Source organism: Streptomyces sp. NPDC001381 (genome assembly GCF_042895685.1).
Lineage (GTDB): Bacteria > Actinomycetota > Actinomycetes > Streptomycetales > Streptomycetaceae > Streptomyces.
On the sequence record NZ_JBIAWO010000005.1, the window covers coordinates 55,660 to 79,211 of the forward strand.

The 23,552-nt window shown below is 72.6% G+C and carries 25 protein-coding genes; 16 read left to right on the forward strand and 9 right to left on the reverse strand.

Features of this window, described 5'->3' with window-relative positions:
* Positions 1-6: 6 nt before the first annotated feature.
* Positions 7-909, forward strand: a complete 903-nt coding sequence (locus ACFY2L_RS22990) for a LysR family transcriptional regulator (RefSeq protein WP_390657195.1) — start codon at positions 7-9, stop codon at positions 907-909.
* A 21-nt stretch (positions 910-930) separates the two neighbouring features.
* On the opposite strand, the gene ACFY2L_RS22995 is transcribed toward ACFY2L_RS22990, so the two are convergent.
* On the reverse strand, positions 931-1,398 hold the full coding sequence (locus ACFY2L_RS22995) for a pyridoxamine 5'-phosphate oxidase family protein (protein WP_390657196.1): 468 nt from the start codon (positions 1,396-1,398) through the stop codon (positions 931-933).
* A 108-nt stretch (positions 1,399-1,506) separates the two neighbouring features.
* Here ACFY2L_RS22995 and ACFY2L_RS23000 point away from each other — a divergent pair, with 108 nt between their 5' ends.
* Entirely contained in the window at positions 1,507-2,154 is a 648-nt protein-coding gene (locus ACFY2L_RS23000; protein ID WP_390657197.1) for a cysteine hydrolase, read from the forward strand.
* Here ACFY2L_RS23000 and ACFY2L_RS23005 read toward each other — a convergent pair.
* Positions 2,141-2,659 carry a Rieske (2Fe-2S) protein gene (locus tag ACFY2L_RS23005; protein ID WP_390657198.1) on the reverse strand — a complete coding sequence of 173 codons (519 nt, stop codon included), beginning with the start codon at positions 2,657-2,659 and terminating at the stop codon, positions 2,141-2,143. The two genes, ACFY2L_RS23000 and ACFY2L_RS23005, sit on opposite strands and share 14 nt — an antisense overlap.
* 189 nt (positions 2,660-2,848) lie before the next feature.
* Between ACFY2L_RS23005 and ACFY2L_RS23010 the strand changes: the two genes are divergently transcribed.
* The 7 genes from ACFY2L_RS23010 (at position 2,849) to ACFY2L_RS23040 (ending at position 8,959) form a co-directional block, all read left to right on the forward strand.
* Positions 2,849-3,613, forward strand: a complete 765-nt coding sequence (locus ACFY2L_RS23010; RefSeq protein ID WP_390657199.1) for a HipA family kinase — start codon at positions 2,849-2,851, stop codon at positions 3,611-3,613.
* Positions 3,610-4,059: a DUF3037 domain-containing protein gene (locus ACFY2L_RS23015; protein WP_390657200.1), complete on the forward strand. Its 450-nt coding sequence runs from the start codon at positions 3,610-3,612 to the stop codon at positions 4,057-4,059. Before ACFY2L_RS23010 ends, ACFY2L_RS23015 begins: the two co-directional genes overlap by 4 nt.
* 158 nt (positions 4,060-4,217) lie before the next feature.
* On the forward strand, positions 4,218-4,979 hold the full coding sequence (gene fabG / locus ACFY2L_RS23020; protein WP_390657201.1) for a 3-oxoacyl-ACP reductase FabG: 762 nt from the start codon (positions 4,218-4,220) through the stop codon (positions 4,977-4,979).
* An 11-nt stretch (positions 4,980-4,990) separates the two neighbouring features.
* Positions 4,991-5,746, forward strand: coding sequence for an SDR family oxidoreductase (locus ACFY2L_RS23025; RefSeq protein ID WP_390657202.1), 756 nt, complete (start codon positions 4,991-4,993; stop codon positions 5,744-5,746).
* Positions 5,747-5,944: 198 nt separating this feature from the next.
* A complete protein-coding gene (locus ACFY2L_RS23030) occupies positions 5,945-7,528 on the forward strand; it encodes an ABC transporter substrate-binding protein (RefSeq protein ID WP_390657203.1) in 1,584 nt (527 codons plus the stop codon).
* Positions 7,529-7,653: 125 nt separating this feature from the next.
* Positions 7,654-8,337 carry a uracil-DNA glycosylase gene (locus tag ACFY2L_RS23035; protein ID WP_390657204.1) on the forward strand — a complete coding sequence of 228 codons (684 nt, stop codon included), beginning with the start codon at positions 7,654-7,656 and terminating at the stop codon, positions 8,335-8,337.
* A gap of 157 nt (positions 8,338-8,494) precedes the next feature.
* Entirely contained in the window at positions 8,495-8,959 is a 465-nt protein-coding gene (locus ACFY2L_RS23040) for a hypothetical protein (RefSeq protein WP_390823230.1), read from the forward strand.
* 76 nt (positions 8,960-9,035) lie between these two features.
* Here the strand turns inward: ACFY2L_RS23040 and ACFY2L_RS23045 are convergent, their stop codons facing one another.
* The 3 genes from ACFY2L_RS23045 to ACFY2L_RS23055 all read right to left on the reverse strand — a co-directional run bounded on the left by ACFY2L_RS23045 (position 9,036) and on the right by ACFY2L_RS23055 (position 10,876).
* Entirely contained in the window at positions 9,036-9,533 is a 498-nt protein-coding gene (locus ACFY2L_RS23045; RefSeq protein WP_390657206.1) for a hypothetical protein, read from the reverse strand.
* 113 nt (positions 9,534-9,646) lie between these two features.
* Entirely contained in the window at positions 9,647-10,159 is a 513-nt protein-coding gene (locus ACFY2L_RS23050; RefSeq protein ID WP_390657207.1) for a DinB family protein, read from the reverse strand.
* Positions 10,160-10,276: 117 nt separating this feature from the next.
* Positions 10,277-10,876 (reverse strand): TetR/AcrR family transcriptional regulator, encoded by a 600-nt coding sequence (locus ACFY2L_RS23055; protein WP_390823231.1) that lies wholly within the window; start codon positions 10,874-10,876, stop codon positions 10,277-10,279.
* An 82-nt stretch (positions 10,877-10,958) separates the two neighbouring features.
* Between ACFY2L_RS23055 and ACFY2L_RS23060 the strand changes: the two genes are divergently transcribed.
* Entirely contained in the window at positions 10,959-12,173 is a 1,215-nt protein-coding gene (locus ACFY2L_RS23060) for an FAD-dependent monooxygenase (RefSeq protein ID WP_390823232.1), read from the forward strand.
* Positions 12,174-12,183: 10 nt separating this feature from the next.
* Positions 12,184-13,095, forward strand: coding sequence for a Gfo/Idh/MocA family protein (locus tag ACFY2L_RS23065; RefSeq protein WP_390657210.1), 912 nt, complete (start codon positions 12,184-12,186; stop codon positions 13,093-13,095).
* On the opposite strand, the gene lnt is transcribed toward ACFY2L_RS23065, so the two are convergent.
* Positions 13,013-14,590: an apolipoprotein N-acyltransferase gene (gene lnt, locus ACFY2L_RS23070; RefSeq protein ID WP_390823233.1), complete on the reverse strand. Its 1,578-nt coding sequence runs from the start codon at positions 14,588-14,590 to the stop codon at positions 13,013-13,015. The two genes, ACFY2L_RS23065 and lnt, sit on opposite strands and share 83 nt — an antisense overlap.
* Positions 14,591-14,697: 107 nt before the next feature.
* Positions 14,698-15,159, reverse strand: coding sequence for a nuclear transport factor 2 family protein (locus ACFY2L_RS23075; RefSeq protein ID WP_390657212.1), 462 nt, complete (start codon positions 15,157-15,159; stop codon positions 14,698-14,700).
* Between the two features lie 162 nt (positions 15,160-15,321).
* Between ACFY2L_RS23075 and ACFY2L_RS23080 the strand changes: the two genes are divergently transcribed.
* Both ACFY2L_RS23080 and ACFY2L_RS23085 read left to right on the forward strand, forming a co-directional pair.
* Entirely contained in the window at positions 15,322-16,605 is a 1,284-nt protein-coding gene (locus ACFY2L_RS23080) for a transcriptional regulator (RefSeq protein ID WP_390823234.1), read from the forward strand.
* Positions 16,606-16,685: 80 nt separating this feature from the next.
* The gene (locus ACFY2L_RS23085; RefSeq protein WP_390657214.1) at positions 16,686-17,798 is read left to right on the forward strand and encodes an AI-2E family transporter; all 1,113 of its coding nucleotides are present in this window, start codon (positions 16,686-16,688) and stop codon (positions 17,796-17,798) included.
* 135 nt (positions 17,799-17,933) lie between these two features.
* Here ACFY2L_RS23085 and ACFY2L_RS23090 read toward each other — a convergent pair whose 3' ends face one another.
* On the reverse strand, positions 17,934-18,113 hold the full coding sequence (locus tag ACFY2L_RS23090) for a hypothetical protein (RefSeq protein WP_390657215.1): 180 nt from the start codon (positions 18,111-18,113) through the stop codon (positions 17,934-17,936).
* Between the two features lie 165 nt (positions 18,114-18,278).
* Positions 18,279-19,154: an undecaprenyl-diphosphate phosphatase gene (locus tag ACFY2L_RS23095; RefSeq protein ID WP_390657216.1), complete on the reverse strand. Its 876-nt coding sequence runs from the start codon at positions 19,152-19,154 to the stop codon at positions 18,279-18,281.
* 1,575 nt (positions 19,155-20,729) lie between these two features.
* Between ACFY2L_RS23095 and ACFY2L_RS23100 the strand changes: the two genes are divergently transcribed.
* The 3 genes from ACFY2L_RS23100 to ACFY2L_RS23110 are packed head-to-tail and all read left to right on the forward strand — an operon-like array spanning position 20,730 to position 23,523.
* Positions 20,730-21,893, forward strand: coding sequence for a Gfo/Idh/MocA family protein (locus ACFY2L_RS23100; RefSeq protein WP_390823236.1), 1,164 nt, complete (start codon positions 20,730-20,732; stop codon positions 21,891-21,893).
* A complete protein-coding gene (locus tag ACFY2L_RS23105) occupies positions 21,890-22,819 on the forward strand; it encodes a PmoA family protein (RefSeq protein ID WP_390823237.1) in 930 nt (309 codons plus the stop codon). Before ACFY2L_RS23100 ends, ACFY2L_RS23105 begins: the two co-directional genes overlap by 4 nt.
* Entirely contained in the window at positions 22,813-23,523 is a 711-nt protein-coding gene (locus tag ACFY2L_RS23110; RefSeq protein ID WP_390823238.1) for a cupin domain-containing protein, read from the forward strand. The genes ACFY2L_RS23105 and ACFY2L_RS23110 overlap by 7 nt, the downstream gene beginning before the upstream one ends.
* Positions 23,524-23,552 lie beyond the last annotated feature (29 nt).

Consider the following 23,552-nt stretch of genomic DNA (forward strand, 5'->3'; position numbering starts at 1 on the left):
GCTTACATGTTGAACCTGGAGCGCCTGCGCACCCTCGATGCCCTCGCCCGGCACGGCTCGGTCAGCGCCGCGGCGGCCGGACTGCACATCACGACCTCGGCCGTCTCGCAGCAGCTGGCCAAACTGGAGCGGGAGGTGGGGCAGCGGCTCCTGGCCAAGCACGGGCGGGGGGTACGGCTGACGGACGCGGGGCGGCTGCTCGCCGACCACGCCTCCCGGATCCTGTCCCAGGTCGAGCTCGCGCAGTCCGACCTGGAGGCCCAGCGCGGCCAGGTCGCGGGAGAGCTGAGGATCTCCGCGTTCCCGACCGCCGCCCGCGGACTGTTCCCGGTGGCGCTCGCCGCACTGCGCAAGGCGCACCCCGGACTGCGGCTGCGCTCCTGTGAGCTGGAGCCGGAGAACGGCATCGCGGGGGTGGTCCGCGGCGATCTGGACCTGGCGGTCGTCCTGGACTGGTACAACAAGCCGATGCCGCTGCCGGACGGCCTGGTCAAGGCACCCATCCTGGACGACCCCGCCGAGGTCGCCCTGCCGGCCGGACATCCGCTCGCGGGCCGGGACGAGGTGGATCTCGGGGAGTTCGCCGAGGACGAGTGGATCACCTGGGGCGAGGGCGAGTTCTGCCACGAATGGCTGATGTTCACCCTGCGCTCGCGCGGCGTCGAACCGATCGTCGGCCACCGGGCCGCCGAGACCCATACCCAGCTCGGGCTGGTCGCCGCCGGACTGGGAGTCTGCATCGCGCCGCTGCTCGGCCGTCACCCGGTGCCCGAAGGGGTCGTCACGGTCCCGCTCAGACAGCGGGTGCGCCGGCACGTGTACGTGGTCTGGCGGGCGGACGCGGACCGCCGTCCGTCGATCCGGGCGGCGGTCGAGGCGCTCAAGTCGGCCGGGGCCGCGGTGGGCTGACCAACCGCCGGCGGTCACCGGTCACCGGCCGCCGAGCTTGCGGAAGTCCCAGGAGACGATCTTCTCCGGCCTCAGCCGCACCCATGCGTGCCGCCCGTCGTGCGGCATGGCGTCCAGGCCGAAGTTCTTGCGGGCGAACAGCGTCTCCACGGAGTCGAGTTCGGCGCACAGCTCCCCGGTCCGCGGAGCCTCGCCCACGAACTCCACCGTGCCGGACAGCTCGACGCCCCGCAGCGACTCGTACTCCTCACCCGTGTCGATCACGATCGCGACCCGCGGATCACGACGCAGCTGCGTCCAGCGCTTGCTGCGCACGACCGAGTACAGCCACAGCGCACTGCCGTCCCACAGGAACCACAGGGCACTCACGTGCGGGGCACCCTCGGCGGACACCGTGGCCACCCGGCAGGTGCGCTGCGTGGTGAGGAACGCGTCCAGCTCACCCGGCGTCATCATGATCTTCCGGCCCCGGCGCTGAGTGACGGTCATCCGGCCCCCTCATTCTTCTCTTGCTGCCGCTTGGCGTGTACTGCTGGTTCGGTACCACTTTTCTGACGCAGTGTCAGAAAAGCAAGATTCTCGACATCAGGGGGCGTCGTGCCGCCGTCCGAAGAACTCAGTACCCTCCTCGACCCCGCCTCCACCGCCCTGATCACGGTGGAGTGTCAGCGGGGGGTCGTCGGACCGGGTGCGGCGTTGCCCCGACTCGCCCAGGAGGCACGGGAGTCGGGTGCTCTCGCGAACGTCGCCCGGCTGGTGACCGCCGCCCGTGACAGCGGGATCCAGGTGATCCACGCCGTCGCCGAACGCCGCCCCGACGGCCGGGGGGCCAACCGCAACGCACGCCTCTTCCGCGCCGCCGAGCGCCTGCCCGTCCAGCAGCTCACCGGCACCGACGCCACCCGGCTCGCGCCCCCGATCGAGGTCGCCGAGCAGGACCTGGTCGTACGGCGGCTGCACGGGCTGTCGCCGATCCAGGGCACCGACGTCGACGCCCTGCTGCGCAACCTCGGCTGCCGCACCCTGGTCGTGACCGGGGTCTCGGCCAACGTCGCGATCCCGAACACCGTCTTCGACGCCGTCAACCGGGGCTACACGGCCGTCGTGCCGTCGGACGCCGTCGCGGGGGTGCCCGCCGAGTACACCCCCGCGATGGTCCGTCACACCCTCGCGCTGGTCGCCACGGTCGCGACCACGGACGAGGTGCTGGCCTGTCTGCGGCCGGCGGACGTCAGGCCAGGGTGATCGAGTCACCGCTGACGGTGATCTTCACCTCGGGCAGCGCCTTCGTCGCCGGACCGCTCTTCACGCTGCCGTCCTCGATCGAGAAGTTGCTGTTGTGACAGGGGCAGTTGATGACGCCGTCGGAGATGCTCTTCACACCGCATCCGGCGTGCGTGCACACGGCCGAGAACGCCTTGTACGTGCCCGCCGTCGGCTGGACGACGACCACCTTCTCGGCGTCGAAGACCTTGCCGCCGCCCTCGGGGATCTCGGAGGTCGTGGTCAGCGCGGAGCCGGCCGCGGCGTCCCCGCCCGTGCTCGCCGACTCGCTGCTGCCCGTGGAACCGGCCGAACCGGCCGAACCGGTGGAGCCCGACGTGCCGCCGGACGACGCCGAGGAGCTCGACGTGTCGTCGTCGGAGCCTCCGCACGCCGTCAGCGCGACGGAAAGCCCCGCAGCTCCGGCGGCCGCCATGACGGAACGGCGGGCGGGTCCCGACGAGGACTTGAACGATGCGCTGGTCATGCTGAGGTTTCCCTTCCAGGGGCTGCATGGATCTGCCGAGAGGTACGGTCGGCGGACGCCCCTTGTTCAGCGTCCGCGCCAAGTCCGGACAGTGTCGAGATATTGACCGGTTCGAGATCAGGCCCGCGTAAGCCCGAGCTGTCGCGAAGCTGTCGGCCGCCGTCCGTATCGCCCCAGTAACCTGGGGCGATGCTCAAGGAAGTCACCGCCACCCGCTACATCACACCGTTGCGCGAGGGCGGCTCGCTGCCGGGGCTCGTCGAGGCCGACGACTTCGGGACCTACGTCATGAAGTTCACCGGCGCCGGACAGGGCCGCAAGACGCTCGTCGCGGAGGTCGTCTGCGGCGAACTCGCCCGCCGGCTCGGCTTCCGGATGCCCCGCCTGGTGACCGTGGACCTCGACCCGGTGCTGGGGCTCGGCGAACCCGAGCAGCAGGTCCAGGAGCTGCTCAGGTCCAGCGGCGGCACCAACCTCGGCATGGACTTCCTCTCCGGAGCCCTCGGCTTCGACCCGCTCGCCTTCCCGGTGAGCCCCGAGGAGGCCGGCCGGATCGTCTGGTTCGACGCGCTCGTGGGCAACGTCGACCGCTCCTGGCGCAACCCCAACCTGCTGCTCCTGCGGGGCGACCTGTGGCTCATCGACCACGGCGCCACCATGATCTGGCAGCACAACTGGCCCACCGCCGAGACCTCCGCGGCCCGCCCGTACGACGCCTCCGACCACGCCCTCGCGACCTTCGCCCCGGACCTCGCCGGCGCGGCGGAGCAGCTCGCCCCGCAGGTCACCGCCGCACTGCTGGCCGAGGTCACCGCCGAGATCCCCGACGCCTGGCTCGCGGACGAACCCGGCTTCGAGACCCCGGACGACCTCAGGCGCGCCTATGCGCGGCCGCTGCTGGCCCGGGCCGCCGTCATCGCCGACCGCATCACCGGCATCGAGGAGGGCAAGTGAGCGAGCACCGCATCCACATGGCCGGTCATGTGACCGAGCGCCACATCACCCGGGCCGGCCAGGGCGGCGACCGGGACGTCTTCGAGTACGCCCTGCTGCGGGTCGTACCGCGGGTCGAGCGCGGCGAGTGCATCAACGCGGGCGTGCTGGTCTACTGCCGCGCCCAGGCCTACGTCGGTGCCCGGACCCATCTCGACGAGGCGCGGCTGCTCGCCCTCGACCCGGACGCGGACGTGGCCGGGATCAGGGCGGCGCTGTCGGCCGTCGAAGGGGTGTGCGGCGGCGGCGCCACGGCCGGCCAGGCAGCGGGCGACGACGCCGGGCGGCGGTTCCGCTGGCTGGTCGCGCCGCGCTCCACGGTGGTGCAGCCGGGGCCGGTGCACACCGGCCTCACCACCGATCCGGCGGCCGAGACCGGACGGTTGCTGGAACTCCTGGTGAGGTAATGGATCACACCGGCGCCGTGTGGCGTTGACACCGGGTGCCAGGGCTTCTAGCGTCACGTCTGCCGAAGGTACTAAGCGGTCGCTCACCACTCCGGGAGCAGCCGGCGCCGCAGTCAGGCCTCATCACCGGGCTTTCTCAAGGGCGAGGAGAAAAAGCAATGTCCACCACTGAGCAGCGGGTCGCCGTAGTCACGGGCGGGGCGCGCGGTATCGGAGCCGCCACCGCCGTACGGCTGGCCGCCGAGGGCCGTGCGGTCGCCGTGGTCGACCTCGACGAGGCCGCCTGCAAGGACACCGTGGAGAAGATCACCGCGGCCGGCGGCAAGGCCGTCGCGGTCGGCGCCGACGTCTCCGACGAGGCCCAGGTCCAGGCGGCGATCGCCCGTGTCGTCGAGGAGCTCGGCGCCCCCACGATCCTCGTCAACAACGCGGGCGTGCTCCGCGACAACCTGCTGTTCAAGATGAGCGCCTCCGACTGGGACACCGTCCTCAACGTGCACCTGCGCGGCTCGTTCCTGATGTCCAAGGCCGTCCAGAAGCACATGGTCGACGCCGGCTTCGGCCGGATCGTCAACCTGTCGTCCTCCTCCGCGCTCGGCAACCGCGGCCAGGCCAACTACTCCGCCGCCAAGGCCGGTCTGCAGGGCTTCACCAAGACCCTCGCCATCGAGCTCGGCAAGTTCGGCATCACCGCCAACGCCGTCGCCCCCGGCTTCATCGCGACCGACATGACCGCCGCGACCGCCGAGCGCGTCGGCATGGGCTTCGAGGAGTTCAAGGCCGCGGCCGCCACCCAGATCCCCGTGGCGCGCGTCGGCGAGCCCGAGGACATCGCCAACGCGATCGCCTTCTTCACCGGCGAGGCCGCCGGCTTCGTCTCCGGCCAGGTGCTGTACGTCGCCGGCGGACCGCTCGACTAGGGGCCAGGAACATGACTGTGGAACTCTCCGGCAAGGTCGCGCTCGTCACGGGCGCCAGCCGCGGCATCGGCTACGGCGTCGCCGAGGCCCTCGTCGCCCGCGGCGACCGCGTCTGCATCACCGGCCGCAACGAGGACGCGCTGAAGGAGGCCGTCGACAGGCTCGGCGCTGACCGGGTCATCGGCGTGGCCGGCAAGGCGCACGACCTCGGGCACCAGACGGCCGCCGTCGAGGCCACGATGGAGGCCTTCGGCCGCGTGGACTACCTCGTCAACAACGCGGGCACCAACCCGGTGTTCGGGCCGATCGCCGACCTCGACCTCGACGTGGCGCGCAAGGTCTTCGAGACCAACGTGGTCTCCGCCCTCGGCTTCGCCCAGAAGACCTGGCACGCCTGGCAGAAGGACAACGGCGGCGCGATCGTCAACATCGCCTCCGTCGCGGGCCTGTCGGCCTCGCCCTTCATCGGCGCGTACGGCATCAGCAAGGCGGCGATGATCAACCTGACCGTGCAGCTGGCGCACGAGTTCGCGCCCCGTGTGCGGGTCAACGCGATCGCCCCGGCCGTGGTGAAGACCAAGTTCGCCGAAGCCCTCTACGAGGGCCGTGAGGCGGAGGCGGCCGCCGCCTATCCGCTGGGCCGGCTCGGCGTGCCCTCCGACATCGGCGGCACCGCCGCGTTCCTCACGTCCGAGCAGTCGGACTGGATCACCGGCCAGACGCTCGTCGTCGACGGCGGCATCTTCCTCAACGCCGGTGTGGGCTAGGTCTCATCCAGCGCCGACAGGGGCGCCGGTTCCTTGACGGAACCGGCGCCCCTGTCGACTCCGGGGACGGTACGAACGGATGACAACGTCGTCACGTTTCTCGCTGATCAATAACGCTTTCCTCTCACCGGTTGAGCTTCCGTGGGCCTGCGGTATGGTCTGGCCACTCTTGGCATGGCTTTATCGAGGAGCGTGTGCGTGTTCTACCGGAACCGATCGTTGCAGCACATGGCGGTGATCGCGTCCATATCGCTGGTGAGCGGATGCGGTCTTCTGAGCGACGAGAGCTCCGACGAGGCCGGGCCGATCGTCGTGGGCACCACCAGTGCCCCCAGCACGCTGGACCCCGCGGCGGCCTGGGACGGTTCCTGGGAGCTGTTCCGCAACATCTACCAGACCCTGCTGTCCTACCCGAACGGGGCGACCACGCCCCAGCCGGACGCCGCCAAGAGCTGTGCGTTCACGGACAACTCCAGCCGCACCTACCGCTGCGAACTGCGCGAGGGCCTGAAGTTCTCCAACGGTGACGCGCTCGACGCCGCCGCGGTGAAGTACTCGATCGACCGCATCAAGGCGATCAACGCGGCCACCGGCCCCGCCGGCCTGCTGGGCAGCCTGGACAGTGTCGAGGTGAGCGGCGACCGCCAGGTCACCTTCAAGCTCAACCAGCCGGACGCCACGTTCCCGTTCGTGCTCGCCACCCCGGGCATGTCCATCGTGGACCCCGACGACTACCCCGCGAAGTCCCTGCGCAAGGACGACGGCATCGTCGGCTCCGGGCCGTACCGGCTGCAGTCCTACGAGGAGGGCAAGCAGGCCGAGCTCGTCCGCAGCGACAACTACAAGGGCTTCGCCGACCGCAAGAACGACGCGGTGACCATCCGCTACTTCCAGGACTCCGCGACGATGGTCAAGGCGCTGCGCGGCGGCGACATCGACCTCACCTACCAGGGCCTCGCCGCCGACGACATCGTCGACCTGGAGACCAAGAGCGCCGAGAACGAGGGCCTGCAGCTCGTCGAGGGCGCCGGCAGCAACATCAACTACCTGGTGTTCAACCCCAAGGACGAGTACTCGAACAAGCTCGCGGTGCGCCGGGCCGTCGCCCAGCTCGTCGACCGGGACGCGATCGCCCACAAGGTCTACCAGGACACCGTCGACCCGCTGTACTCGATGGTCCCGACGGGTCTGACCGGCCACACCACCGGCTTCTTCGACGACTTCGGCCGGCCCGACGCCGACAAGGCGGCCGCGATCCTCAGCGACGCCGGCATCAGCTCGCCCGTCCCGCTCACCCTCTGGTACACCTCCGACCGCTACGGCTCCGACACCGCCCTGGAGTTCAAGGAGCTCAAGCGCCAGCTGGAGGCCTCCGGGCTGTTCAAGATCACGCTCAAGAGCCGTGCCTGGAACGACTACGTGGTCGGCTACCAGAAGGGCGAGTACCCGGTCTTCGGCCGCGGCTGGGCCCCCGACTTCCCGGACCCCGACAACTTCATCGCGCCCTTCGTCGGCGACCAGAACGCCCTCGGCACGCCGTACCCGGCCAAGGAGATCACCCAGGTGCTGCTGCCGCGCTCCCGTGAGGAGAGCGACCGCGCCAGCGTGGCGAAGGAGTTCGAGGACGCCCAGCAGATCCTCGTCGACGACGCCCGGCTGCTGCCGCTGTGGCAGGGCAAGCAGTACCTCGCCGGCAGCGAGGACATCTCCGGCGCCGAGCGCTCCCTCGACCCGTCGACGATCATGATGATGTGGGAGCTGTCGCGGAAGACCAGCTGGTAGAGCAGCAGGTGGACCGGCCGGTGGACCACTGGCCGCGGGCCGAAGGGACGGTCCGGGGGCCCGTTGTCAGTGGTCGCCTGTAGGTTCTGTGGTCTGGAAGTGACCGCACGACGAAGGACGTTGACGTGACCGACACCGCCATGCTGCCCGAGTCCTGGCGCGGGGTCCTGGGTGACGAGCTGCAGCAGCCCTACTTCAAGGAGCTGACCGAGTTCGTCGAGGAGGAGCGAGCGAAGGGTCCCGTCTACCCTCCGCGCGAGGAGGTGTTCGCCGCGCTCGACGCGACGCCGTACGAGCAGGTGAAGGTCCTGGTCCTCGGCCAGGACCCGTACCACGGCGAGGGCCAGGGCCACGGCCTGTGCTTCTCGGTGCGGCCCGGCGTGAAGATCCCGCCCTCCCTGCGCAACATCTACAAGGAGATGCACGAGGAGCTGGGTACGCCCATCCCGGACAACGGCTATCTGATGCCGTGGGCCCAGCAGGGCGTCCTGCTGCTCAACGCGGTCCTCACGGTCCGCTCCGGGGAGGCGAACTCGCACAAGGGCAAGGGCTGGGAGAAGTTCACGGACGCGGTGATCCGCGCCGTGGCCGACCGGCCCGACCCGGCGGTCTTCGTGCTGTGGGGCAACTACGCGCAGAAGAAGCTCCCGCTGATCGACGAGTCCCGGCACATCGTGGTCAAGGGCGCGCACCCCTCCCCGCTGTCGGCGAAGAAGTTCTTCGGCTCCCGCCCGTTCACGCAGATCAACGAGGCGGTGGCCCGGCAGGGCCACACCCCGATCGACTGGACGATCCCGAACCTCGCCTGAGGCCCCGGCCCCGTGCCGCTGCCGCCGGGCCGGTTCCTCCGGGGGCCGGCCCGGTGCCGCCTGACCGGGATCGCCGGTGACTGCGGCTAGCGTCGTGCCAAGGGCGCGGTGCCGTCCCAGGGGCGCGGCGTCGTCGCGAGGACGCAAGGAGGACGCGGTGGCGGAGCGACAGGGGCAGACGACGCCGGACGGCCTGCTGACGCGGATCGGGCAGGTCGTGATGCTGCATCACGGGGGAGACCGCGAGGAGGCCCGCCGCAGGCTCCTCGACCTGTGGACGGAGCTCGGGGCGGAGGGAGATCCGCTGCACCGCTGCACCCTGGCGCACTATCTGGCCGACACCCAGGACGATCCGTTCGACGAGCTGGCCTGGGACCTGCGGGCCCTGACGGCCGCGGAGGAGCACGAGGGGTCGCAGGCGGTGCGGGCCCTGTATCCCTCGCTGCACCTGAACCTGGCGGCGGACTACGTCAAGCTCGGCCGCGCGGAGGCCGCCCGCACCCATGTGCGCAGGGCCCGCGGGGCGGCCGGGGCACTGCGGGACGACAGCTACGGGGACGGCGTACGGGCGGCGATCAGCAGGATGGAGCTGCGCCTGGGGGAGGCGGCCCCCGAGGGATAGCGGCCGGCCCCGGACGGACCCGGGGCCGCCCTGCACGCCGGACGCCGCGCGGCCGGCCCTCGTCCCGCGACACCCCCTAACGGCGGCCGTACGCCTGGTCGCAGATGACCGACTCGGGGCTGTCGCCCCGCCAGCCGCCGTACTTCCTCCCCATCGCGCACACATCGGTGGTGCGACGCACCTCCGCCTCCACCTCCGCGAGGTCCACGCGCGGCGGTGCCTGGCGTCGTGGCTCCGGGTGCGCGGGCCGCGGCTGCGAGCGGTGCCGACGCGGGTGCGAGCGGGACGACGGGGGCCGTTCGGCGGGAGCCGCCCCCGCCGCCGGCTGCTGCCGCTGCCGTTGCTTCAGCGTCGTGGCCGCCGGTCTCCGGGAGGGCCCGACCCTCTCCAGCGCCTCGCGGGCCGGCGCCTGCACGACCGGCGTCCGCGCCCGCCCCTCCGGCCGGGGCGCGGACGGCGCGGACGGCACGGCGGTGACCGGCCCGGACACGGGCGGGCGCTGGACGGTCACGCATCCGGAGAGGGCCGAGAGGGCCACGACCAGGAGCGTCGCGGTAGTCGTCGTTCGATGCACCCGTGCAACTCTGGTGCTTCTGACCGCGCGCGCGACGGCGGACAAGCGGAGGTTGCCCCGCACGGGTTGATCTCGTCCCTCTCGGGGAGGACGCCCGCCCGCCCGGGCTGACGTCAGTCGCCGGTCGCGCCGTCGATGCGCTCGCGCAGCAGGTCGGCGTGGCCGTTGTGACGGGCGTACTCCTCGATCATGTGGGTGTAGATCCAGCGCAGGCTGAACGGCTCCTCGGTGAACTTGCTCCTGCCCTCCGAGAGGTCGTCCAGCGCGACGCCCTCCGCGCACCGCCGGGCGGCCTCCACCTCGGCCTGCCAGGTGCCGTACGCCTCCTCCCAGGTGTCCTCCTCGGTCAGGTGGAACTCGCCGTCGGGGTCGGCCTCGCTGTAGTAGATCGGGCCGGGATCCTCGCCGGCCAGCACCCTGCGGAACCAGCCGCGTTCCACCTCCGCCATGTGCCGCACCAGCCCCATCAGGGAGAGCTCGGACGGCGGCGCCGAGGCCGTGCGGAGCTGCTCGTCGGTGAGACCCTCGCACTTCCAGACCAGGGTCTGCCGGTGGTACTCCAACCAGCCCTCCAGCATGGTGCGCTCGTCGGCGTTCTGGGCGGGCTCGGTGCGCTGAGTCGTCATCCCCGCATGATCGCCCACGGCGGCTGCCACGACCACGGGTTTTCGGGGCGGGCGAGCGAGGTCCGGCGACGACGGACCTCGCCGCCGTCCGCGTCCGCGTCCGGCGGCGGCGGGCTGTCAGCCGCCCAGCATCCCCGCCAGCAGCTCCCGCAGCCCCGTGCGGATCTCCTCCAGGTCCGGCGTCCGCGCGCCGAAGGACCCCGCCGCGCAGGAGAACATCAGCCCGTCCGCCCAGGCCGCCAGGGACAGCGTGTGCCGGTGCGGGGCGGTCGAGCCGGCCGCGGCGACCATCGCGGTCAGCCGCTCGCGGAACACGGCGCCCGTGCTGTCGTAGAAGACACGCAGGTCGGGACGGCGGGTCGCCTCGAGGGCGAGTTCGTAGCGGGCGATCAGGAGGTCGCGGTGACCGGTCAGGGAACGGTGCACCGCGAGGGCCAGCGCCCCGGTCAGCGTGTCGAGGCCACCGCTCGGGTCCGGCATCTCCTCCAGCGCCAGCACCCTGGCCTCCCGCTCGGCGAGCCGGCGCACGGCGAGCCCCAGCAGGGCCTCGCGGGTGCGCGCGAGGTTGGAGGTGGAGCCCTGGGGGAGCCCGGCGGCCTCGTCCACGGCCCGGTGCGTCAGCCCGCGCATCCCGCGCTCGGCGAGCAGGGCCAGGGCGGTGTCGGCGACCAGGTCGGTGCGGGAGGGGCCGGGGGAGGGGGTGGTGCGTACGGGCATGCCCTCAACCTACCCCCGAAACTACACCCGTAGTATGGTCGGAGCCGCACACTACAGATGTAGTGAGAGTTGAGGAGGAGCCATGTCAGCCGTGTCCGAGACACCGGCACAGCCACCGGCACGCGCCTCGCGCGCCGCCGTCGTCGTGGGCGGCGGGATCGGCGGCCTCACCGCCGCCGTGGCCCTGCACCAGCGGGGCTGGCACGTCACCGTGCTGGAACGGGCCGCCTCCCTCGCCCCGGTGGGCTCGGCCATCTCCCTGGCCCCCAACTCCCTGCGCGCCCTGGACGTCATCGGCGCGGGCGACGAGGTCCGCGACCTGGCGGCCTGGCAGGGCGACGGAGGGCTGCGCACGCCCGGCGGCCGCTGGCTCTCCCGCACCAGCGCGGCCGAGGCCGAAGCGCGATTCGGCGGCCCCCTCGTCCTGCTGCACCGCGCGACCCTCGTCGCCACCCTCACGGCCCGGCTCCCGCCCGACGCCGTGCGCACCGGCACGCCGGCCGCCCTCGCCGACCCCGGCGCCGCCGGCCGCCCGGCCCGCGTGAGCATCCCCGGCGGCGAACTGGAGGCCGACCTGGTGGTCGCCGCCGACGGCATCCACTCCGCCACCCGCCGCACCCTCTTCCCCGGCCACCCCGGCCCCGTCTACTCCGGCTTCACCACCTGGCGGATCGTGCTCCCGCTGCCCGGCACGGAGTTCGCCTCGCACGAGACCTGGGGAAGGGGCCGCATCTGGGGCTCGCACCCGCTCAAGGACGGCCGGGTGTACGCGTACGCCGCCGCGACCGCCCCCGCCGGGGAACGCGCCGCCGACGAACGCGCCGAACTCCTGCGCCGCTACGGCGACTGGCACCGGCCCGTCCCCGAGATCCTCGCCGCCGTCCGCCCCGAGGACGTCCTGCGGCACGACGTCCACCACCTCGCCCCGCCGCTCCCCGCCTTCCACCGCGGCCGGGTCGCCCTCGTCGGTGACGCCGCCCACGCCATGCCCCCGAGCCTCGGCCAGGGCGGCAACCAGGCGATCGAGGACGCGATCGTCCTCGCCCACCACCACGCCGACCTCCCCGCGTATTCGGCGGCCCGCCTGCCCCGTACGACGGCCGTCGCGCGCAAGGCGGTGCGCACGGCGCGGCTCACCATGACCGCGCACCCGGTCGCCGTCGCCCTGCGCGACACCGCGATCACCGCGCTGTCGGCGGCGGCCCCGGCGCTGTTGCTGCGCGGCTTCGACGGCATCGCGGACTGGCGGCCGCCGCAGCCGCCGTATGCTGCCGTGGAGGCAGGCCGTACGAGGTGAGGGAGCGTCCGTGAAGGTCGGTTGCATCGGACTCGGTGACATCGCGCAGAAGGCGTATCTGCCGGTGCTCGGCGCGCTGCCCGGGATCGAGCCGCATCTGCAGACCCGCACGCCCGCCACCCTGGAGCGGGTCGCCGACACCCTCCGCCTGCCCGCCGCGCAGCGCCACCGGGACCTCGACGCGCTGCTCGGCGCCGGCCTCGACGCGGCCTTCGTGCACGCCCCCACCGGCGCCCACCCCGAGATCGTCGCCCGGCTGCTGGAGGCGGGCGTGCCGACGTACGTGGACAAGCCGCTGGCGTACCGACTCGCCGACTCCGAGCGGCTGGTGAGGCTCGCCGAGGACCGCGGCGTGTCGCTGGCCGTCGGCTTCAACCGGCGCTTCGCGCCCGGCTACGCGCAGTGCGCCGACCATCCGCGCGAGCTGATCCTCATGCAGAAGAACCGGATCGGGCTGCCCGAGGAACCGCGCACGATGATCCTCGACGACTTCATCCACGTCGTCGACACCCTGCGCTTCCTCGCGCCCGCCCCGGTCGACGACGTGACCGTGCGCGCCCGCGTCGAGGACGGGCTGCTGCACCACGTCGTCCTGCAGCTGTCCGGGCACGGCTTCACCGCCCTCGGCGTGATGAACCGGCTCAGCGGCTCGAACGAGGAGATCCTGGAGGTCTCCGGGCAGGACACCAAGCGCCAGGTCGTCAACCTCGCCGAGGTGATCGACCACAAGGGCCAGCCCACCGTGCGGCGGCGCGGCGACTGGGTGCCGGTGGCCCGGCAGCGCGGCATGGAACAGGCCGTGCTGGCCTTCCTGGACGCCGTCCGGGCCGGCAAGGTGCTCAGCGCCCGCGACGCGCTGGCGACTCATGAACTGTGCGAGCAGGTGGTCCGAGCGGTGCGGGAGCGCTCCGGCGCAGCCTGATCGCCCGCGCCCCCTCCGTCAGCCCCAGGGCCACCAGGACCAGCAGGGCCCCGTGGACCGGCCAGTCGCCGTAGCGGACGTACGGGGTGACGCCGCCGGCGATCGGGACGTCGTAGACGGCCGTGGTGCGCGCGTCCGTGCCCAGCCGGGAGCCGATCCGGTGACCGCTCGCGTCGTACACGGCCGAGACACCGGTGAGGGTGGCGTGCACGAACGTCCGTCCGGTCTCCGCGGCGCGCAGCGCGGCCAGGGAGGCGTGCTGCGCGGGCGCCCAACTGTGCTGGAAGGTGGAGGTCGAGGACTGGGCGACGAGGACGTCGGTGCCGTCCTCGGCGAGGTGCCGGCTCATGTCCGGGAACGCCGTCTCGAAGCACACCATCGGTCCGATCCGCAGTCCCGGCCCGGCGTGCATCAGAACCTGCTCGGTGCCGCGCCGCCGGTCCTCACCGGCCGCCTTGCCGACCGAGGTCGCCCAGCCGAGCAGCGAACGGGCCGGTATGTACTCCCCGAAGGGCACCAGCCGCATCTTGTCGTACCGGAGGCCGGTCGGGCCGTCCGGGCCGACGAGGATCGCGCTCTTGTAGATGCCGGGCCGGTCCGAGCGGCGGGCGTCGACGTTGACGAGGATGGCGGCGCCGGTGGCCCGGGAGAGCTCCGCGAGCCGCCCGGCCAGATCGGGCCGGTCGGCCAGGTCGTACCCGACACTGCTCTCCCCCCAGACGATCAGATCGACGTCCTGCCCGATCAGCCGCCGGGTGAGCCGCTCCTCGATGCCGAACCGGTGGTCGGGACCCGCCACGACCCCCGCCTGTACGACGGCGATCCGCGACCGCCCCTCGACATCGGGACGCGGAGCCCACACCCAGGCCGCCGAGGCGGTGGCCGCGGTGGCGACGAGCCCGGCGACGGCCGGAACCCGGGAGGCCGGGACGCAGACGAGCACGGCGACCGCCACGTTCACCGCCACCACCAGGAAGCTGAGCAGCCACACGCCGCCGACGGAGGCGAGCCGCAGCGCGGGCTCCACCTGCCACTGACTGGCGCCCAGCATGCCCCACGGCCCGCCCAACCCCTGCCAGGAGCGGACGAGTTCGACGGCCAGCCAGGCGGAGGGGAGGACGAGCAGGGCGCCGAAGACCCGCCCACGGGTGACCGGCTCGGGGCCGGCCGGGGCCAGGAAGCGGCGGACCAGCCAGCCCCAGGGCGCCCACAGGGCACCGAGCAGCGCGGCGATGACGAGCGTGAACACGTGCAGGCTCGGCAGCAGCCAGTGGTGCATCGCCAGCATGAAACCGAACCCGCCGCACCAGCCGTCGCAGGCCGCGCGGCGTCCGGTCGGCGCGGAGCGGGCGAGGAGCATCCAGGGGACGAGGGCGACGTACGCCCACCACCACAGGGCCGGCGCGGGGAAGGCGAGCACGGGCAGCGCGCCCGCGAGGACCGCGACGGCCGAGCGCCGCTTGGGGGAGGTGAGCCAGTGACCGGACGTCTTCATGCGGCACCTCCTACCCGGTGTGCCTCCAGTGTGCGCGTCACGGACGATCTAGGACAGGGCGATCTCGCGGCGGCCCGGCGCTCACGGCCCGGCCGGCGCCCCTCGGCTCATCCGGGCAGCCGCCGCCACTTCTCCTCGACGACCACTTCCCGCAACCGCCATCCGTCGTGCGTCCGCAGCAGCCCGAAGGCGTACCGGCCCCCGCAGACGAAGTCCGGCGCGCCGGCGTCGCCTTGGCCGCCGACCAGCCGCATCGGATTGACGTAGTCGGCCCGCACCCGGGCGGTGTCTCCCGTGTCCTGCTCCAGGATCCCGAACCGCACCCGCCGGTTGACGATGAGATGCTGCCGCATCGAGAACACGTGCATGCTCTCCGCGAGCCACTCGGCGACCTCCCCGGCCTCCCCCTCGATCCCTCCGGCCGAGCGGTAGTCCGCCCGCCCGTCCGGCGTGAACAGTTCCCGGTACGCGGCCCAGTCACCGTCGTCCACGGCCACCGCGTAGTCGGTGACCATCTCGTCGACAGCCAGCCGGTCCATCACCGTGGCGAGCTCCACACGCTGCGTCATGGGCCGAGTGTTGAGCATGACGACCGCCCAGCCAAGAGCCGCGCGGCGACCCGCGAATATTCACACCGGGCCCCAGGCCTGGCCACGGGGCTCCTGGAGTGTCACTCCGGCCACGCGGGTAGGGCACCACGCAGACGTGCCGTCGGCCGGGGGTGTGTGTACGTGGACGCGGAATCGTGGCTGGGGTTGTCGGGTGCGCTGACGGCCGTACTCGGGGTCTACTACGCGTGGCGCGCACTGGACCACGCCGCCGTCGAACAGTCCCGGGCGTCGTTCGTCAAGCAACGCACGGACCTCCGCCACCGGTTCGTCCAGCTCTGCGAAATGGCGGCTGACATACACCTGTTCGCCCGCCCCTCGCTGGAACGCATCGGTGGTAGCTCGCTGCTGTGGGAGGAGGCCATGCGTCCGCCGGCCCCCCTTCCCCTGTCGGCGGTGACGGTGGAATGGCAGGACGCGTCACCACCCGTCAACCACACGGTGCTGCGAGCGGCGCGGCGCTGCCTGCCGAAGGAGTCGAAGGCGCACCGCTACGAACGCTATTCGGCGGCGATGGGGACCCTGGCACGGCCCACTCTCTTCGAGGACCGCCCGTCGTTTCGTCTTGTCCGCGCCGACTGGTCGGAGCCGGACGGGCCGCGACTCGTCTTCGGAATCGGCACGTACTTCGACCTCATCGACCAGAACGAGGCCGTCGCCCACGAACTGGCCGTGGCGACGCAGCGACGACCCCAGGAGAGGCCGCCCTGGCGAGCACTGCCCATGCGCAGGCTCCTGGCCGACGATCCGCTGCTGCTCGCGGAGCGTGTCGTGCTGCCTTCCGTCGCCACGCTGACCTTGCGCCGTACGCCCGACGGGCAGGGCACCTTCTTCCTCCTCTACCGAGAAGCCGGGCACGTGGCCACAGGAGAGGGCACCTACGGGCCGATCCCCGCCGGCATGGTCCAGCCCGCGTCCTTCTCGCCCCTCGCGCACCGCCGGGACCTCGACCTGTGGCGCACCATCATGCGCGAGTACAACGAGGAGCTGCTCGGGGCACCGGAAGCCAAAGGCGACTCAGGCACGGAGGTCGACTACGACCAGCCGCCCTACAGCTTGCTGAACGCCGCTCTGGCGGATGGCACGTTGCGTGTCTGGTGCCTGGGCATGGCGCTGGAGCCGCTGAATCTTGCCGTGTGCATTCTCACCGTGGCGGTGTTCGAGGCGCACACCTTCGACACCGTCTTCGCGGAGGCAGTGGAGCACAACGAAGAAGGCAAGGTCATCAGCGGTCCGCGCGTCAACGGCACCCTCACCGGCCTGCCGCTCGACGCCGTCAGCGTCGACGACCTCCCCGCGAGCCGTATGTCGCCCCCTGCCGAGGGTCTCCTCCGACTGGCGCTGCAGCACAAGGACGTTCTGCTGTCGGACCCCTCATCGCCGCAGGCCACGGTGACCGGGGGGTAGCCAGGGCCGTCCCGGAGCGACGGCGGGTGCGGGGCCGGGGCCGTGCGGGCCTGGGCAGAGGCTGCTCATAGGGTGATCACATGTCTGCCCCCTTGAGTTCCACGAGAACCCGCGCCGCGCTTCGCGTGTCGGCGCGCGTCTCGGGTGAGTTGCTGGTGGTCCTCGTCATGCTCGCGGTGGCTCTGTGGGGCCTGGGCCGGATGTGGTCGGTCGTCTGGCCGCTCATAGTCGCCCTGTTCCTCACCACCCTGACCTGGCCGCTGACCCGTTTCCTGCGCCGGCGCGGCTGGCGCCCCGCTCTCGCCGCCTCGGCGGTGACCGTGCTGTTCCTCCTGGTCGTCCTCGGCATCGTGGCGCTGATCGCGGTCCCGGTCGCCTCGCAGTCCGGTGAGCTGACCGACGGCGTGGTCGCCGGCCTCCAGAGGCTGCGCGAGTGGGCCGAGGGACCGCCGCTGAACATCGGCGAGGACCAGATCTCCGGCGCCTTCGACGCCGCGGCCGACCGCGTCCAGAACAGCGTCGGCAGCATGGTCTCCGCCGTCGCCACGGGAGTGGGGACCGTGGTCGACGGTGTGGTCACCGCCCTGCTGGCGCTCTTCCTGATGTTCTTCTTCCTCAAGGACGGCCCGCGGTTCCTGCCCTGGCTCACCCGCCAGTTGCCCGGCCGGCTCGCCACCGACGTCCCGGTCGTGGCCCTGCGCGGCTGGGAGACCCTCGGCGCCTTCGTACGGTCCCAGGCGCTCGTCGGCCTGCTCGACGCCGTCTTCATCGGCCTCGGCCTGTGGATCCTGGGCGTGCCGCTGGTGCTTCCGCTGGCGGTGCTGACCTTCGTCTCCGCGTTCGTACCGATCGTGGGCGCCATGTTCGCCGGATTCGTGGCGGTTCTCATCGCGCTCGTGTCGAACGGTCTGACGGACGCGCTGATCGTGCTGGCGATCATCGTCGTGGTGCAGCAGCTCGAGGGCAACGTCTTCCAGCCCATGATCCAGAGCCGGGGGCTCGGCCTGCACGCGGCGGTGGTCCTGCTCGCGGTGACGCTGGGCGGCGCCCTGGCCGGCATCGTGGGCAGTCTGCTCGCCGTCCCCGCCGCCGCGCTGATCGCGGTGGTCTGGAACTACGTCCGCGAGCAGCTGAGCGACGCGCGCGAGGACCTGGAGCCCGAAGGGTCGCCTTCCGGGGCGCCGGGGAGCTGAGGGGGGGGGCGATCCCGGGCGGCGTCAGCTGGTCGGCGAGTTCGCGAGTCGGCGAGTCGGTCGGCGAGTCGGTCGGCGAGTCGGTCGGCGGGTCGGTTGGCGAGTCAGTCGGCAGGTCGGCTTGGGGTGCTGGCCTCAGGCCGCCTTGACGACCTCGCCGCGTATCGCCGCGGCCCACTCCACCACCAGCAGCTCGTACTCCGCCCGCTCCTGGGCCGACAGCGACCCGCCCGCGCGCAGCCACAAGGACCTGATGCGCTCGTTCAACTCGGCAGCGGACCGCACGGAACCAGGGACGTCGGAATGCGGGGACATGTCTGAAGCGTAGGTCCAGGGACTGACAGCGCGCTACCGACCCGCTACGCGGACGGGTATGGGCTTCGTCACGGGTGATCGATCAAACGGCCTTTTCCGCAAGGGGGTTGGCGGGATCGGGCCGCGGTGGTCAGTCCTTCGGGAGCGCTTCGTTCCGCCGGAGGCTCAGCCCGCCGACTCCGCCGCGTGCGGGCTGAGCGCGCCCGTCGCGACGAGGGCGATGATCACGACTCCGAGGACGACGCGGTAGTAGACGAACGGCATGAAGGACTTGGTGCTGATGAACTTCATGAACCACGCGATGACGGCGTATCCGGACGCGAACGCGATCGCCGTGGCGAACAGCGTCGGCCCCCACGCCACATGGCCGGTCTCCAGCGCGTCCTTCACCTCGAAGGTCCCGGAGGCCAGCACCGCGGGAATGGCGAGCAGGAACGAGTAGCGGGCCGCGGCCTCGCGCTTGTAGCCCATGAACAGGCCGCCGCTGATCGTCGCACCGGAGCGGGAGACGCCCGGGACGAGGGCGCAGGCCTGGCACAGGCCGAATATGAGGCCGTCCTTGACGCCCAGGTTCTCCAGCGTCTTGCGCTGCTTGGGCGCGCGGTGCTTGCCGCCCGTCTCGTCGCGCGCCGCGAGGCGGTCGGCGATGCCGATGACGATGCCGATGACCACCAGCATGGTCGCGGTGACCCGCAGATCACGGAACGGGCCCTCGATCTGGTCCTTGAGCGTGAGCCCCAGCACACCGATCGGGATCGAGCCGACGATCACCAGCCAGCCCATCTGGGCGTCGTGGTCCTTGCGCATCGTCTTGTCGAAGAGCGACTTCGACCACGCGGAGATGATCCGCCCGATGTCCTTGCGGAAGTAGATCAGCACCGCGGCCTCCGTGCCGATCTGGGTGATCGCCGTGAAGGCGGCGCCGGGGTCCTTCCAGCCCGAGAAGGCGGCGGTCAGCCGCAGGTGCGCGCTGGAGGAGACGGGGAGGAACTCGGTCAGCCCCTGGACGAGTCCGAGGATGAGGGATTCAAACCAAGACATGAGGTTATGGAGTCCAAGTGCCGATCGGAGAGGGGGCGACGGAGGCGACGGGCCGTCCGCGCGGTGATCAAGGGTGTGCGAAGGGAAGCGTAGCGGTCCCGGGATACAGGCCCGGCACAGGGGTTTCGCAGGCGCCCGCAGCGACGGTCCCGGCGGGCCACGAGGGCGGGGGTCCGGTGGGCGGTGGGGGCGGGACTACGCGGGCGGTCGGGTGCATGCGCTGCGCGGGCGGTCGGGTGTAAGGGCTGCGCGGGTGTGGGTGGAGGGTTTGCGTGGGCGGTTGGGCCGAGGGCTTGCGCGGGTGGTCGGGCGCAAGGGCTGCGCGGGTGGTTGGGCGGAGGGCTTGCGTAGGCGGTTGGGCGGGGGGCTGCGTGGGCGGTTGGGCGGAGGGCTTGCGTAGGCGGTTGGGCGGGGGGCTGCGTGGGCGGTTGGACGGAGGGCTTGCGCGGGTGGTTGGGCGGAGGGTTTGCGTAGGCGGTCGGGCGGGGGTCTGCGTGGGCGGTTGGGCGGAGGGTCTGCGCGGTAGGCCGGGTGTATGGCCTGCGCGGGCGGTCGGGCGTAAGGGCTGCGCTGGCCACCAGGCCGGGACGTCGGGACACCGGGACGTCGGGACACCGGGATGTCAGGACGTCGGGACATCGTGGTGCGAGGCTCGCGGCGGCCGGGGCGGGGCCTTCGTGCGCACCGGCGCGGGTCCGCGGGCGACGGAGGCTGAGGCTGACCGGGCATGGCGTCCGGGGCCCGCCGCCGGAGGGCCGTACCGGCGGCCTCCGAGAGGTGGGTTCCGCAGGCCGCTGAGGCCGGGTTCCGCAGGCCGCTGGGGCCGGGTTCCGCAGGCCGCTGGGGCCGGGTTCCGCGGGTTGCTGAAGCCAGGGTCCCCGCGGCCCGTCGCCGCACGGTATCGCGGCCTCGGGGACCCGGAAACCTGGTTTCGCTGGCCCGCTGGCCCGCTGGCCCGCTGGCCGCCTGCCCCGGCTGCCGCCTGCCCCGGCGGCCACCGGGACGAGGCACCCCCAGGCGTCGCGGTTCGCTGAGCCCTCGCGCAAGGCGCCGCAGCCCCCGCCCCAGGGACTCGCGGCCCTGGACGAGAGTTCTGGAGACCGCACGAGCAGGGTTCCGCAGTAGCCGCGAGAGCGCTCACGCCCCGCCGAATCGGCGCGTCACCGACCACCGGAACACGCACATCACGGGCCCCCACAGAGCACCACCCGCCCCCCGGGCTGGCAGGCCACCCGCTCCCATGCCGCCAGCCGACCCGCCCCCCAGCCGCCAGACCACCCGCCCCCGGCTGGCAGCCGACCCGCCCCCGGGCCGGCAGGCCACCCGCCCCCCGGCCGCCAGCCGACCCGCCCCCCCCGGCCGGCAGGCCACCCGCTCCCCGGCCGCCAGCCGACCCGCCCCCCCCCCGGCCGGCAGGCCACCCGCCCCGCCGGCCCACGCGCGCATGGTTGACCGGCCCCAGCCGGGCCGCATACGTTGCTGCCGAGCGGAAAGCGCTTGCTGTGCGTGCTTGCTGCTCCGTTGCCGCTCACCCGGTCCTTCGGGCCGTACGTCGGAGGAGTGCTGATCGCCCTCATGTCCCCATCCGCTCCGCTCACTCCGCTCGCCGGCCGCCCCGTCCGGGCCGCCGTCATCGGCACCGGCGCCATCGGGCGCGGCTCCCACCTCCCCGCCCTCAAGCAGCTCGCGGCCGAGGGCGAGACCGAGGTGGTCGCGGCCGTCGACATCGATGCCGCGGCCGTCGAGGCGTTCTGCACGGAAGGCGGGGTTCCGCACGCGTACACCGACCTGGAGCGGATGCTCGCGGAGCAGCGGCCCGACCTGGTGACCATCTGCACGCCGCCGACCCTGCACCGCGAGCAGAGCGTGGCCGCGCTGCGGGCCGGTGCGTGGGTGTGGTGCGAGAAGCCGCCGGTGCCGACCCTCGCCGACTACGACGCCGTCGAGGCGGAGGAGGGGGCGCAGAGCGGCCCGTACGCCTCGATCGTCTTCCAGCACCGCTTCGGCTCCGGCACCCGGCATGTGCGGCGGCTGCTCGCCGAGGGGGCGCTGGGCCGGCCGCTGGTCGCGCACTGCCAGACCACCTGGTACCGCGACACCGCCTACTACGCAGTGCCCTGGCGCGGCCGCTGGCGGACCGAGGGCGGCGGCCCCGCGATGGGCCACGGCATCCACCAGATGGACCTGCTCCTCGACCTGCTCGGGCCGTGGAGCGAGGTGCGCGGCATGGCCGGACGGCTCGTGCACGACGTCGAGACCGAGGACGTGTCCACCGCTCTCCTCCGCTTCGAGAACGGGGCGATGGCGACCGTCGTCAACAGCGTCCTGAGCCCCGACGAGGTCAGCCGAATCCGCATCGACTGCGAGCGCGCCACCGTCGAGCTCACCCATCTCTACGGTCACTCCAACGCCGACTGGCGGATCACCCCGGCTCCCGACGTGCCCGGCGACGAGGCGGCCGCCTGGCAGGACTTCGGCGCGGACGTGCCCAGCTCGCACCTGGCGCAGTTGCGGGAGCTGGTGGCGAGCATGCGCGCCGGTGAGCGGCCGCGCAGCAGCGGCGCCGACGGGCGCACCAGCCTGGAGCTGATCACCGCGCTGTACAAGTCGGCGTTCACCGACACCACGGTGAAGCGGGGCGAGATCGGCCCCGGCGACCCGTACTACACGGCCCTGCACGGCGAGGCCCCCGGCTGGGCGCCGGGCACGGTCACGGTGGACGCGGAGGTGCCCGCGTGACCGGCGACCTGCGTCTCGTCCACACCCACGGCGACCGCGTCACGGTGTCGGACCCGGCAGGCGGCGTCGAGCTGATGGCCTACGTCTACCGCGCGGAGGCGGCCTGGGAGGCGCCGAGGCCGTACATCCACCCGCTGCGGACGCTCGCGGGCGATGTCGTCACCGACTACCGGCCCAACGACCACCGCTGGCACAAGGGTCTTTCGCTGACCGCCTCCCACCTCTCGGGCGCGAACCTGTGGGGCGGCAACTCGTACGTCCACGGCGAGGGGTACCTCGCCCTCCCCGAGCGCGTCGGCTCGATGGCGCACGTCGGCTTCGACGAGGTCTCCGTCGACGGCGGCCGGGCGGTCATCGCCGAGCGGCTCACCTGGCACCCGCACAGCGGCGAGCTGTGGGCCGAGGAGGCGCGCCGGATCGAGGTGCACGACGTCGACCCAGAGTCCGGTTCCTGGGCGCTGACCTGGAGCAGCGCCATCACCAACCGGCGGGACCAGCCCCTCCGCTTCGGCAGCCCGACGACCGCCGGACGCGAGCTGGCCGGCTACACCGGCCTGTTCTGGCGCGGCCCGCGCGCCTTCCGCGCCGGCCGGATCGTCGGACCGGACGGCGAGGGCCCCGCACTGATGGCCTCGCAGAGCCCCTGGCTGGCCCTCTCCGGCGAGCACGACGGATCCGACGGCCATGCCACCGTCGTCTTCGCGCACGCCCCGGAGAACGACCACTCGGGCGCCCACGGCGCGCACCCCGCCCACTGGTTCGTCCGCAACGAACCCTTCGCCGGCATGGCACCGTCCTGGGCCTTCTTCGACGAGCTGGAACTCGCGCCCGGGGACACGCTCGCCCGCCGCTACCGCGTGATCGTGGCCGACGGCGCCTGGGAGCGGGAGGAGATCGCCAAGTACCTGGAGGCGCACCCGTGGTGAGCGCGTACGCCGGGCTGCCCGGCGGGGTCGCCGTCTCGCACCTGTGCGTGTACGACTGGCCCGCCGCCGACGGCCCGTGCGGCGGAACCCCCCATATGCACCTCGTCTGTTCGGAGGGGTACGTCGTCACGGGCGGCCGGGGCGCGGTCCAGACGCTGACCGCGTCCGGGTACGAGGTCACGCCGCTCGCGCCCGGCACGGTCGCCTGGTTCACGCCGGGCACCGTCCACCGGCTGGTCAACGAGGGCGATCTGCGCATCACGGTCCTGATGCAGAACAGCGGGCTCCCGGAGGCGGGTGACGCGGTGCTCACCCTGCCCCCGGAGCACCTGGCCGACCCGGAGGCGTACGCCGCCGCGACCGCCGTCCCGGCGGACGCGCCGGAGGAGGAGCAGGCCCGCGTCGCCCGCGCCCGGCGTGATCTCGCCCTGGAGGGCTACCGCGCGCTGCGGGAGGCGCCCGAGGGGCTGGCCGCCTTCCACCGGGCCGCCGCCGCGCTCGTACGACCCCGGCTCGCCGAGTGGCGGGAACGCTGGCTGCGCGGCGCGCGGGCGGCGGCGGAGGCGACGGGGGAGCAGCTCGGCCGGCTGGCGGAGGGCGACCCGTCCCACCTGGCCGAGGCGGTCGTACGGGCCGAACAGCCCTCCGTGTACGGGAAGTTCGGGATGTGCGGGCGGTTGGACGTGTACCCGCGACAGGGGTGACGGCGCACTCTTCGTGAAGGGGGCCGACC

Coding starts and splice junctions, on each gene's coding strand:
- fabG (WP_390657201.1), top strand. CDS start 4,218: ATGTCCACCACTGAGCAGCGGGTCGCCGTAGTCACGGGCGGGGCGCGC.
- ACFY2L_RS23085 (WP_390657214.1), top strand. CDS start 16,686: ATGTCTGCCCCCTTGAGTTCCACGAGAACCCGCGCCGCGCTTCGCGTG.
- ACFY2L_RS23100 (WP_390823236.1), top strand. CDS start 20,730: ATGTCCCCATCCGCTCCGCTCACTCCGCTCGCCGGCCGCCCCGTCCGG.
- ACFY2L_RS22995 (WP_390657196.1), bottom strand. CDS start 1,398: ATGACCGTCACTCAGCGCCGGGGCCGGAAGATCATGATGACGCCGGGT.
- ACFY2L_RS23075 (WP_390657212.1), bottom strand. CDS start 15,159: ATGACGCAGCGTGTGGAGCTCGCCACGGTGATGGACCGGCTGGCTGTC.
- ACFY2L_RS23010 (WP_390657199.1), top strand. CDS start 2,849: ATGCTCAAGGAAGTCACCGCCACCCGCTACATCACACCGTTGCGCGAG.
- ACFY2L_RS23095 (WP_390657216.1), bottom strand. CDS start 19,154: ATGTCTTGGTTTGAATCCCTCATCCTCGGACTCGTCCAGGGGCTGACC.
- ACFY2L_RS23005 (WP_390657198.1), bottom strand. CDS start 2,659: ATGACCAGCGCATCGTTCAAGTCCTCGTCGGGACCCGCCCGCCGTTCC.
- ACFY2L_RS23055 (WP_390823231.1), bottom strand. CDS start 10,876: ATGCCCGTACGCACCACCCCCTCCCCCGGCCCCTCCCGCACCGACCTG.
- ACFY2L_RS23060 (WP_390823232.1), top strand. CDS start 10,959: ATGTCAGCCGTGTCCGAGACACCGGCACAGCCACCGGCACGCGCCTCG.
- ACFY2L_RS23025 (WP_390657202.1), top strand. CDS start 4,991: ATGACTGTGGAACTCTCCGGCAAGGTCGCGCTCGTCACGGGCGCCAGC.
- ACFY2L_RS23090 (WP_390657215.1), bottom strand. CDS start 18,113: ATGTCCCCGCATTCCGACGTCCCTGGTTCCGTGCGGTCCGCTGCCGAG.
- ACFY2L_RS23050 (WP_390657207.1), bottom strand. CDS start 10,159: ATGACGACTCAGCGCACCGAGCCCGCCCAGAACGCCGACGAGCGCACC.
- lnt (WP_390823233.1), bottom strand. CDS start 14,590: ATGAAGACGTCCGGTCACTGGCTCACCTCCCCCAAGCGGCGCTCGGCC.
- ACFY2L_RS22990 (WP_390657195.1), top strand. CDS start 7: ATGTTGAACCTGGAGCGCCTGCGCACCCTCGATGCCCTCGCCCGGCAC.